This window comes from Nesterenkonia salmonea, from assembly GCF_005771525.1.
Lineage (GTDB): Bacteria > Actinomycetota > Actinomycetes > Actinomycetales > Micrococcaceae > Nesterenkonia > Nesterenkonia salmonea.
Genome location: NZ_VAVZ01000037.1, coordinates 26,346 through 37,615, shown reverse-complemented (window position 1 = coordinate 37,615; position 11,270 = coordinate 26,346). Strand labels below are relative to the sequence as shown.

The following is an 11,270-nucleotide window of genomic DNA, read 5'->3' as shown; positions in this document are numbered from 1 at the left end:
GACCGCGCTCACGTTCAGGACCGTCATGGTCACCAGGTGCTACACCACTCTATGGGGCACTACTGCGAACGGTGCTGGCGAGGAGAACCGTAATGTCGCGCGCATGGCCTGGCTTCTAGCTGGCTTCGAAGATGCCGTACCAGGCATTACCGTGAACCGACTCTGCGCATCCGGGATGTCCGCCATCGCCCAGGCACAGCAGATGATCGCTGCTGGTGCTGCCGATGTGGTGGTGGCCGGCGGCGTGGAGTCCATGTCCCGAGCCCCGTGGGTGATGGCCAAGCCGGAGAAGCCCTTCTCCCGTCCCGGAGACGTAGTGGACTCATCCATTGGTTGGCGGTTCGTCAACCCAAAGCACCTGGAGCACCCCAAGCGCACCTTCTCCATGCCGGAGACCGCAGAGGAGGTCGCCAGGGTAGACGGCATATCCCGGCAGGACGCGGATGTTTTTGCTCTGAGATCTCAACAGCGGGCAGTAGCAGCAACTGACGCTGGACGGCTTACCCGGGAGATCACACCGGTGGAGGTACCGGGCCGCAGAGGAAACCCCACCATGGTGTCCACCGACGAAGGCCCCCGGCCCGAGGCAACGTTAGACGCCCTGGCAAATCTTCGCCCAGTCGTCGCCGGAGGCAGCGTCGTCACTGCCGGCAATTCTTCCTCGCTCAATGACGGTGCCTCTGCCGTCATCGTGGCCTCTGCCCGGGCCGTGGAGAAGTATGGGCTGAATCCGCGCGCCCGCGTCGTCGGGTCTGCCAATGCCGGAGTTCCCCCGGAAATCATGGGCATTGGCCCAGTACCGGCTACGGAGAAAGTGCTGGCTCGCAGCGGCTGGGGAATCGGCGACCTTGACGCAGTGGAGCTCAACGAGGCCTTCGCCACTCAGTCGTTGGCATGCATGCGGCGGCTCGGGCTGAATGAGGACATCGTCAATACGGATGGCGGAGCTATCGCTCTGGGCCACCCGCTCGGCTCCTCTGGATGCCGTATTGTGCTGACGCTGCTGCGCCGGTTGGAAGATGACGGCCTGAACCGCGGACTGGCGACAATGTGCGTTGGTGTGGGGCAGGGCTCCGCCATGCTGATCGAGAGGGTGTGACCTTACGCAGATGGGATGGAACCCTGCCGAATTCACTACGCTGCGCATCACCGAGGCCGATGACCGCATCCACGCTCAGTTGGACCGCCCCGAGGTGCGCAACGCTATCGACTCCGAGATGGTCTCGGAACTTCATGCACTCTGCGCCCATCTTGAGTCCGAGCCGAAAGTCCTGATCCTTTCAGGGACGCAGGCTGGGGGTAAGGGTGTTTTCGCTTCCGGGGCGGATATCGGTCAGCTGCGTGAGCGCCGCCGGGCTGATGCGCTGCGCGGTATCAATTCCGCTGTCTTCGACCGTCTGGCCGCACTTCCCCTGCCGGTCATCGCCGCCATGGACGGATACGCCCTCGGCGGCGGCGCGGAGCTGGCCTGGGCGGCAGACTTCCGGGTGGCCACCACACGGGTCAAGGTCGGGCAACCGGAGACCCAGCTGGGTATCATCCCCGCCGCGGGCGCCCTGTGGCGGCTTAAGGAACTCACCGGGGAATCCCTGGCCAAAGAAATCCTCTTCACAGGACGGATCCTCAACGCGGAGGAGGCCCTGACCTTCGGCCTGGTGACGTCAGTCCACGAACCAGACGATCTCCTTGAGGCCGCCGACGCTCTGGCTGACCGGATTGCCCAACAGGACCCGCTAGCTGTTCATGTGGCCAAACGGGTCTTTGCCATGCCCCGGGAGGCTCACCCGCATGTGGACAACCTCGCTCAGGCCATCCTGTTCGAATCCGAAGCCAAGTTCGACCGCATGCAAGCGTTCCTTGATCGCAAGAAAACACCGCCACCCCAGGAGGCAGACACGTGACGGACACAATTCCCCAGCACATTGGAGTGCTCGGCGGTGGGCGCATGGGTGCCGGCATTGCTCATGCGTTCCTGGTGGCAGGAGCTGCCCATGTCACGATCGTTGAGATCAACGACGACGCCGCCCAGGCTGCCGCAGACCGGGTCGCCAGTGATCTGCGCTCCAGTCTTGACCGGGGCAAGATCAGCGGCGACCTCACCCGGTGGACCAAGAACCTCAAGGTCTCCACCGACTACGCGGCGTTTTCCGACTGCTCCCTGGTGGTCGAGGCGGTGCCTGAGAAGTGGGACATCAAAGTGTCGTCGCTGCAGCGCGCTGAGGCTCAGTTGACAGATGCGGCCTGGCTGGCCAGCAACACCTCGTCGATGTCGATTACGGAGCTGGGCGGAACGCTTCAGCGCCCGGAGCGATTCTGCGGTCTGCACTTCTTCAACCCGGTCCCCGCCTCCAAGCTGGTGGAGGTGGTCCTCGCAGATGAGACGAGCACTGAGCTGGAAGCTCAGGCACGGTCATGGGTAGAGGCTCTGGGTAAGACTCCGGTCGTGGTCAACGACGCACCAGGATTCGCGTCCTCACGGCTTGGCGTTGCCATAGGGCTGGAGGCGATTCGCATGGTTGAAGAGGGCGTGGCTTCTGCTGAGGACATCGACAATGCGATGGTGCTGGGGTACAAATTCCCCATCGGCCCACTCGCCCTGACCGACATCGTGGGCCTTGATGTGCGTCTTGGTATTGCTGAGTACCTGCACTCCACACTCGGCGACCGGTTCGCGCCTCCGCAGCTGATGCGCGACATGGTGACCCGTGGTGAGCTGGGCCGGAAGTCCGGCAAAGGCTTCTACACGTACGAATAGGACCGCAGGCCCCGCCCTTGACGCGTTTGACCCCGCCTTATTAGTTTTACCCAGCGTTATAACGCAGGGGATTTTCACTAAGGCGGGGTCAAACTATGTGGCGGCGCGCTCCGTATGGTGAGCAGAGCGTGCCGCGGGTTATCGGGAAGGCTCAATGAAGAGGCCTGCGAAGAATTCGGCGAGTTCTTCGGTGGCCGTCAGCGGCAGCACATGAGCCACGTACTGGTCGGGGCGCACTACCACCACCGCTCCGTCTTCACTGATCCCGCGTTCGGCAAATATGTTCTGCTCGGGGTGGAGACCGAAGACATTGTTGAGGTAGGTCAGGCGGAAGGGTCCCACCTTCGGTTTGAACACCTCAGGTACGGAATTGATCTCGATCTGCGGGTGTCTCTGCTGGTAGATCACCTTGGTGTCGAAGAGGGCGTCGTCGTCACCCTCAGCTGAGGTGAATCGCACCAGAGAGGATTCTGGTGAGGTTTTCCACCACTGGGCCCAGCGCACGAGCTGGGATTCTTCCCCTGCGGCGTGGGCGTCGGCGAAGGCATAGATGCGCCAGCGGCCGTCTGCGGTGGCCAAATGTCCCAGGTGCAGCGGGTTTCCGTCACAAACCCGGGAGACCAATGCAGATTTGAATCGTTTGCCCACGGTATAGCCGGAGGCTACATCCTGATGCCGGGTGTTTCCCGTGATGATTGAGGGCTTGTACTCGGTCATGAATCCGGCCGGGAATTCGAAGGTCTTGACGTAGAAGTCTTCCAGCACTGACGGGTCGTCCAACTCCTCAGGCTTCTTTGCCATCAGAGTCGACCATTCCTTGTCGAAGTCGATGAGGTTTTGAGCTACCTCCTGCCGCTCCCCCGAATAGGTGTCCAAGAGCGCTTCGGGGCTCAGCCCTGTGAGCACCTGTCCGAGTTTCCACCCCAGGTTAAACCCGTCCTGCATAGACACGTTCATTCCCTGCCCTGCTTTGGCGCTATGGGTATGGCATGCGTCCCCTGCAATGAAGACTCGTGGTGAGCGTTGACCGGTGAGGTCGTCGGGGACGTCGTCGAACTTGTCAGTCACCCGGTGGCCGACCTCGTAGACGCTGTGCCAGGCCACATGCTTCACATCCAGGGTGTAGGGGTGGATGATGGCGTTCGCCTTAGCAATGACGTCATCCAGCGTGGTCTGACGTACTCGGCCGGCGTCGTCGTCGGCGACCTCCCCGAGGTCCACGTACATGCGGAAAAGGTGACCACCTTCGCGCGGGATAAGCAGGATGTTCCCGCCAGAGCGTGACTGGATGGCGCATTTGAGGCGGATATCGGGAAAATCTGTGACCGCAAGAGTGTCCATCACACCCCAGGCGTGCTTGGCGGTGTCTCCCTCCAGCGTCCGCCCGATGCTCCGCCGGACACCGCTGCGGGCTCCGTCGGCTCCCAGCACGTATTTGACCCGAACTGTGCGCTCTTGGCCGTCGCCTTCACCTGCCACATGGCGAACGCGGACCTGCACCGGATAGTCGGGGTCCTCGGTGACTTCGAGTCCTAGGAATTCGATCCCGAAGTCGGGTGTCATCCGGGAGGGGGATCTCTCCATATACTCGGCGAAGTAGTCCAGGACTCGAGCTTGGTTGACGATCAGATGGGGGAACTCGCTGATACCGTGCTCGTCGTCGAGAGGCCGGGAGGCCCGCGCAATGTGGTCCGGGTTCTCCTTATCCGGCTTCCAGAAGGCCATTTCTGTGATGTGGTAGGCCTCATTGGCGATCTCGTCAGCGAAGCCGAAGGCCTGGAATGTCTCGACGCTGCGGGCCTGGATGCCGTCAGCCTGGCCCACTTCCAGCCGTCCCAGGCGGCGCTCGATGATGCGGGTGTGCACCTCCGGGTACTGGGAGAGCTGGGCGGCAGTAATCATGCCTGCTGGGCCGGTGCCGACGATCAGAACATCCATCTCATCGGGCAATTCCGCAGGCCGGTCCACTCCGTTGCCGCGTGGTGCCTGCCTTCGGGGATCGCCGGTCACATATCCGTGGTGGTGGAAGTGCATTATGCCTCCTCGGGTTCGTCGGGGCCTATGAATTCCTCGGCCAGCTTCTCTGAGCCTCTGGCGAGGAGGACCACATCGGCTCCCACCAGAACCCATTGGGCACCTGCTTCCACGTAGTCGCGGGCGGCGGCGGGGTCGAAGGCGTTGACTGCCGCGGGCTTTCCTGCAGCGGCAATCTGGGAGAAGGCAGTTTTAACAGCGGCGACGACGTCTGGATGGGTTTGCTGCCCCAACAGGCCCATGGAGGCGGCGAGGTCACTGGGACCCAGCAGCAGTCCGTCAATACCTTCTACCGCTGCGATGTCCGCTGCGTTGGCCAGGCCCTGTTCCGTTTCGATCTGAACGAAGACTGAGATGTGGTCGGCAGCCTCATTGGCGTAGTTCTTCACCCGGTTCCACCGGCCGGAGCGTGCGAGCGCGCTGCCAACACCTCTGACCCCAGCGGGCGGGTACTGGGCCATGGCAGCGACTTGGCGGGCTTGTTCTGCGGTGGAGACCATTGGCACCAGGATGTTCTGCACACCCAGGTCCAGGACCTGCTTGATGAGCACTGTCTCCCCTGCTGGTACTCGTACCATCACTGAGGGCGGGTACCCGGAGGCGGCATGAAGCTGAGCGAGTACCGATTCGAGTCCATTGGGGGCATGCTCCATGTCGATGAGGAGCAGGTCCAGACCGGATCCGGCCATAATCTCCGCGGCCACTGGTGACCCGGCACTGACCCACCCCCCGTAGAGGGGGCGCTTAACCTTACTCAGTGTGTGGCCGAACGGTGGTTTCAGTTGAAGCGGCATGTCACAGTTCCCATCTGGCCGTAGTCGCAGAAGACGGTGTCGCCAGCCTCGACCCACATGGGACGAGTGAAGGAGCCCGCCAGGATGATCTCTCCGGGGGTGAGGGAGTCCCCGTGGGCGGCGAGTTTGTTGGCCAGCCAGGAGACTCCAGTGGCGGGATGGTTGAGCACGGCTGCTGCGACACCAGTCTCTTCGATCGTTTCGTTGCGGTAGAGGAGGGCTGAGACCCAGCGCAGGTCCACATCATGTGGTCTGACGGGGTTTCCTCCGTAGACCATGGCGCCCATGGCTGCGTTATCACTAATGGTGTCCACAATGGTCCTGCCCTGCATGTCGATGCGCGAGGAGAGGATCTCCAGGGCCGGGACCACATAGTCTGTGGCGTCCAAAACATCGAAGACCGTCACATCCGGTCCGCTGAGGGCTTTGCCGAGCACAAACGCGAGCTCCACCTCAATACGGCAGTTGGAAAACGATGCGTGTTCGATCATCGAACCGTTCTCGTAGACCATATCCGCGAAGATAGCCCCGTAGTCGGGTTCGGTGATGCCTGTGGCGGCCTGCATCACTTTCGACGTCAGCCCGATCTTGCGGCCTACCGGTCGGCGTCCGGATTCGATGCCTCGGCGGCGCCACTGGTTCTGCACCGCATAGGAGTCCTCGATCGTCATCTCTGGGTAGCGCGATGTCAGGAGTGGGACGGTGGTGCGCTTCTTTTCCGCCTGAGCCAACTCGTCAGCGATCGCGGTGATGGTGTCTTGGGAGAGCATGGGTTATCACGTCCTTCAGAGCTGGTGGCCGAGTTTGTATTCGCCCTTTTTCCACTCGGGCATGGAGTCTTCATCGTTCTTGCGGGTGTAGGAGAATCCGTCTGCTCCGATGGTGACGTCCATTTCGGAGTCGTCGGTGCGCTCCGATGTCGGCACAGGCTGGCCGTTGAGGTCCAACACCACGGATGCGTCGGTGTACCAGGAGGGCACTACGGGGTTGCCCCACCAGTCACGCCGTTGGTTGTCGTGGACATCCCAGGTCACGACCGGGTTGTCCGGATCCCCGGTGTAATAGTCCTGGGTGTAGATCTCTATGCGGTGCCCGTCCGGGTCGCGGAGGTAGAGGTAGAACGCGTTGGAGACGCCGTGCCGTCCTGGTCCGCGTTCAATGTGGTCGGAGAGCCTGAGCGCGCCGAGCTTGTCGCATATGGCGAGAATATTGTGCTTTTCATGGGTTGCGAAGGCAACGTGGTGCATTCTGGGGCCCGCTCCACCTGTCATAGCGGTGTCATGCACGGTGGATTTGCGGCGCATCCACGCAGCGTAGGTGGTGCCGGCGTCGTCGCGGATGTCTTCGGTGACCCGGAAACCCAGGTCTTCCATGAACATCACGGCTTTGGGCACATCGGGGGTGACCTGGTTGAAATGATCGAGCCGGACCAGGGATCCGGGAGTGTAGAGGTCGTAGCGCCAGGCCAGGCGTTCCACATGCTCAACGTCGTGGAAGAACTCGTAGGGGAACCCGAGCGGGTCCTGGACTCGGACGGAATCACCAATACCCTTGACGAAACCGCCGCTGCGCCTAACGACCGGGCAACCCAGTTCGCGGTAGAAGGCTTCTGCCTTGTCCAGATCCTCAGTGCTGCGCACTCGGTAGGAAAATGCCGCGACCGCCGCCTGATCACCTTGACGCAGCACCAGATTGTGATGGATGAACTCCTCCATGGAGCGTAGGTAGATCGCGTCGTCGTCTTCTTCGGTGACCACGAGGTCGAGCACATCAACGTAGAAGTCCCGCGCCCGCTTCAGGTCGGTCACAACCAGCTCCATATAGGCGCATCGAAGTATGTCTGGGGCGGTTGCCTGCGGAGTGGGGATACTGCCGGCGGGGGCGTGTTCAGTCATATCAGGCGTCCTTGCTCTGTTCTGAAGGCGAGTAGGTGGAGTCAGTCGGCTGCGCCGAAGACCGGGTTGTGCACCTCTCCAAGGTTGATGTGCACAGCTTGCTGGTCGGTGTAGAAGTCGATGGAGCGATAGCCTCCCTCATGGCCGAGGCCTGAGGCTTTCACACCGCCGAAGGGAGTGCGCAGATCGCGCACGTTATTGGAGTTCAGCCACACCATGCCGGCCTCCACCGCCTGAGCGAAGTTGTGGGATCGCTTCAGGTCGTTGGTCCATACATAGGCAGCGAGCCCGTACTTGGTGTTGTTCGCCAGTTCGAGGGCCTCTTCTTCAGTGTCGAAGGGGGTAATGGCCACCACGGGTCCGAAGATCTCCTCTTGGAAGATGCGAGCCTGCGGAGGTACATCGGCGAAGACTGTGGGTTGGATGAAGTTTCCGGTCTCAAAGCCTTCAGGCCGGCCGCCTCCTGCGACCAATCGTGCTTCGGACTTGCCCAGCTCCACGTAGGAGGCGACTTTTTCGAAGTGCTCGGGGTGGACGAGTGCGCCGACCTCGGTGTCCGGCTCATGCGGGAACCCAACTTTCACTCGTTGTGCCTGCGTGGCGTACCGTTCCACAAACTCGTCGTAGATGCCGCGCTCGACCAGGATGCGGGAACCAGCCGTGCAGCGTTCCCCGTTGAGGGAGAAGACCCCAAAGACTGTGGCGTTGATGGCGGTTTCAAGGTCAGCATCAGCGAAGACAATGGCCGGGGACTTCCCGCCCAGTTCCATCGACAGGCCTTTCAGATGGGGAGCCGCGTTTGCGAAGATGAGCTGGCCAGTGCGGGATTCGCCGGTGAAAGAAATCAGCGGGACATCGGGGTGCTTCACCAGCGCGTCGCCGGCGTGCTCACCGATGCCGTGCACCAGGTTGAAGACGCCTGTGGGGAGTCCGGCTTCTTCGAAGATCTCAGCCCAGAGGCCAGCCGACAGTGGTGTGAACTCAGCTGGTTTGAGGACCACGGAGTTCCCCGTGGCCAGCGCCGGGGCCAATTTCCAGCTCTCCAACATGAAGGGCGTGTTCCATGGGGTGATGAGTCCTGCCACGCCAATGGGTTTGCGGTTGACGTAGTTGGCCTGGCGGCCCGGTACTTTGAAGGCGTGATCGTGCTGGGCGACGATCAGGTCCGCGAAGAACCGGAAGTTCTCGGCAGCCCGTTTTCCCTGGCTCCGGGCCTGAGTAATGGGAAGCCCGGTGTCGAAGGTCTCCAGCTCAGCCAACCGGGCCCCGCGCTCTTCCACAATGTCGGCGATCTTGTGCAGCACGCGTGAGCGTTCCCGTGGAAGGGCCGAAGACCAGGTTCCAGCTGCGAAGGCCCGTTGGGCGGCGTCGACCGCTTTGTCGATATCTGCTTGGCCACCGGATGCTGCTTGGATGTAGGTCTCATTGGTGACGGGGTTGAGGACACCGAAGGTGTTGCCGTCGACAGAGTCGACGAACGCCCCGTCAATGTAGTGCTGGATCTTTTCGGGCAGGTCTGCGGGAATATGTGTCGCGTACTGGGCCATGGTGGTACTCCTTGCGTATGGCAGTGAAGTTTGGGTCAGTGGCTGTGCTTGCGGAAAGCGTCAACGGTGCGCCATTTATGGCGCCGCACCGTCATCTCAATGTCTGTGGGATCTGCCTTCTGCCGAATGAGGCGGAGGATTTGGTCGTGTTCTTCCACGGAGTGGGGGGCACGGTTGGGGACAAAGCTGAATGTTGAGCTGCGTAGGCCGGCCATGCGCTCCCACCCGCGGTCCACGAGTTTGGAGATGTGGCTGTTTGGGCAGCGGTGGCAGATCGCTCGGTGGAACTTCTCGTTCAATGCGGTGAAGACCGCGGGGTCAAAATCGGCGAGCATGGCGCGCATCTGTTCGTTGACGGCTTGGGCGCGGGAGAGGTCTTCATCAGTAATGTGCGGAAGCGCCAATGCGGTAGCCGCGCCCTCGAGCACTCCGAGGGTCTGCATGGTGTCCACGTATTCGCTCTCATCGACCATAGCAACCCGGGCTCCGACATTGCGCTCGAACTCGACCAGGCCTTCAGCCTCCAGCCGGCGTATCGCCTCACGGACGGGGACGGTGCTGACACCGAGCTCCGCGGCAATGCTGCTGAGCACTAGTCGGTAGCCGGGGTTGAATTCGCGCTTGAGGATGCGCTCACGGATCCAGTTGTACGTGAACTGGGACTTACTGGTGGGTTCGGTCAGTGGGGCGGACACAGTCACTGTCCCCCTCGCTCCGATTCAAAGCGAGCACGCCACTGGGCGTTCATGGGAAAGAGCTCTTCGACGGACCCGCCCCGTTTCACCTGCTCGGCGACCCACGCGTCCTCGTCCTCTTTAGCGAGGGCGGCATCTGCCACCTCTTCTGCCAGTGCCGGCGGTAGGACGACGACGCCGTCATCATCACCGACGATGATGTCACCGGGTTGGATGGTGGCACCGCCACAGGCAATGGTCAGGTCTGTGTCCCACGGGACGTGCTTTCTGCCGAGGACCGCAGGGTGCGCGCCGACGGTGAAGACGGGCAGGTCGATCTCAGCGACTGTGGAGTAGTCACGCACCCCGCCGTCGGTGACGACTCCGGCTGCGCCCCGGGATGCGGCACGCAGCGCCAGGATGTCACCGAGTGTGCCGGAGCCTGTTTCTCCCCTGGCTTCGATCACGATGATCTCATCTGGGTCCACCGAGTCGAAGACGCGCTTCTGCGCGTTGAACCCGCCGCCGTGGGTCTTGAAGAGGTCCTCACGGTGGGGGATGAAGCGGAGAGTCTTGGCAGTGCCCACCATCTTGGAGCCTGGCCGGGTGGGGCGTACACCGTCAATGGTGACGTTGTTGAATCCACGCTGGCGCAGCTGCTGAGAGAGTCCGGCGGTGGGCGTTTCCAGCAGCTTCGCCTTCAGCTGCGGGCTCAGAGCGGATGCTGGCTGCGGCAGTCCTGCCTTCTCACGCGAACCCCAAGCTTCCTCTCGCTGGAGATCGTTGACGCTCGGCTGTGCACCCAGCGACGGATCGAAGCCTCCGGAGCCCTCCACCACTGTGGACATCAACCGGCCGGTGCGCAGGCCCTCCGCGGGAGCATCGACTTCGACCTCCACGGTGTCTCCCGGCTGCGCCACAGAGGCTCCGGCCGGGGTGCCAGTGAGAACAACGTCGCCAGGATGAAGGGTGAGGTGTTGGGAGAGGTCGGCGATCAATTGCGTCAGGGGGAAGATCATGTGCTCGGTGGTGTCATCTTGGACGAGCTCGCCGTTCTTCCAGGTGCGCAGGCGCAGATTTTCCGGAGAGAGCTCTTGCGCGTTCAGATACTCAGGACCCAGCGGTGTGTAACCATCACGGCCTTTGTTGCGCACGTTGGAGCCTTTGTCTGCTCCGCGCAGATCGTAGAGGCCCCAGTCATTTGCGGCGGTGATCCACTGAACGTGATCCCAGGCGGTCTCCGGCGTCACCCCGTGTGCTTCGGTACCGATGATGAGCGCGACTTCACCTTCAAATGCCAGCAGCTCTGTGCCTGCGGGGCGCTCGACGGCGTCTCCCGACACGGCCAGTGAGCTGGTCGGTTTAAAGAAGTACGACGGCGTTCGAGGCCGCCTGCCCCTTTCGGCAGCTCGGGACTCATAGCTCACATGCACCGCGATGATTTTGCCTGGCTGGGCTTGCACCGAGAACTCCTTCGTTCGGGTATCGTATGTGAGATCGTATATTATCCGCAGGACGGTCACAAGAGGATTTTGTGATCTCGAGCACTCTTCTGCGGCCCAGCCGTGCGG

The 11,270-nt window shown here is 62.0% G+C and carries 10 protein-coding genes; 3 read left to right on the top strand and 7 right to left on the bottom strand.

From position 1 onward, the window contains the following. From FEF26_RS12430 to FEF26_RS12420, 3 genes are all read left to right on the top strand, one after another. Positions 1 to 1,099: acetyl-CoA C-acyltransferase (locus FEF26_RS12430; RefSeq protein ID WP_138253857.1), on the top strand; the 1,099-nt coding region annotated here is incomplete at its 5' end. Between the two features lie 10 nt (positions 1,100 to 1,109). Beyond that, on the top strand, positions 1,110 to 1,901 hold the full coding sequence (locus FEF26_RS12425) for an enoyl-CoA hydratase/isomerase family protein (protein WP_138253856.1): 792 nt from the start codon (positions 1,110 to 1,112) through the stop codon (positions 1,899 to 1,901). A gap of 44 nt (positions 1,902 to 1,945) precedes the next feature. Further along, positions 1,946 to 2,755 (top strand): 3-hydroxyacyl-CoA dehydrogenase family protein, encoded by an 810-nt coding sequence (locus FEF26_RS12420; protein WP_138253863.1) that lies wholly within the window; start codon positions 1,946 to 1,948, stop codon positions 2,753 to 2,755. Positions 2,756 to 2,893: 138 nt separating this feature from the next. Here the strand turns inward: FEF26_RS12420 and FEF26_RS12415 are convergent, their stop codons facing one another. From FEF26_RS12415 to FEF26_RS12385, 7 genes are read right to left on the bottom strand one after another with little or no spacing between them, the layout of a single operon-like run. Further along, positions 2,894 to 4,789, bottom strand: a complete 1,896-nt coding sequence (locus FEF26_RS12415; RefSeq protein ID WP_138253855.1) for an FAD-binding monooxygenase — start codon at positions 4,787 to 4,789, stop codon at positions 2,894 to 2,896. After that, positions 4,789 to 5,583, bottom strand: coding sequence for an HpcH/HpaI aldolase family protein (locus FEF26_RS12410; protein ID WP_138253854.1), 795 nt, complete (start codon positions 5,581 to 5,583; stop codon positions 4,789 to 4,791). The genes FEF26_RS12415 and FEF26_RS12410 overlap by 1 nt, the downstream gene beginning before the upstream one ends. After that, on the bottom strand, positions 5,568 to 6,353 hold the full coding sequence (hpaH, locus tag FEF26_RS12405; protein WP_138253853.1) for a 2-oxo-hept-4-ene-1,7-dioate hydratase: 786 nt from the start codon (positions 6,351 to 6,353) through the stop codon (positions 5,568 to 5,570). The genes FEF26_RS12410 and hpaH overlap by 16 nt, the downstream gene beginning before the upstream one ends. A gap of 15 nt (positions 6,354 to 6,368) precedes the next feature. Further along, the gene (gene hpaD, locus FEF26_RS12400; protein WP_138253852.1) at positions 6,369 to 7,478 is read right to left on the bottom strand and encodes a 3,4-dihydroxyphenylacetate 2,3-dioxygenase; all 1,110 of its coding nucleotides are present in this window, start codon (positions 7,476 to 7,478) and stop codon (positions 6,369 to 6,371) included. Between the two features lie 41 nt (positions 7,479 to 7,519). Next, a complete protein-coding gene (gene hpaE / locus FEF26_RS12395; RefSeq protein WP_138253851.1) occupies positions 7,520 to 9,025 on the bottom strand; it encodes a 5-carboxymethyl-2-hydroxymuconate semialdehyde dehydrogenase in 1,506 nt (501 codons plus the stop codon). 35 nt (positions 9,026 to 9,060) lie between these two features. Continuing rightward, a complete protein-coding gene (locus FEF26_RS12390; RefSeq protein WP_138253850.1) occupies positions 9,061 to 9,720 on the bottom strand; it encodes a GntR family transcriptional regulator in 660 nt (219 codons plus the stop codon). A 2-nt stretch (positions 9,721 to 9,722) separates the two neighbouring features. After that, positions 9,723 to 11,207 carry a fumarylacetoacetate hydrolase family protein gene (locus FEF26_RS12385; RefSeq protein WP_208012923.1) on the bottom strand — a complete coding sequence of 495 codons (1,485 nt, stop codon included), beginning with the start codon at positions 11,205 to 11,207 and terminating at the stop codon, positions 9,723 to 9,725. Between the last annotated feature and the right edge of the window lie 63 nt (positions 11,208 to 11,270).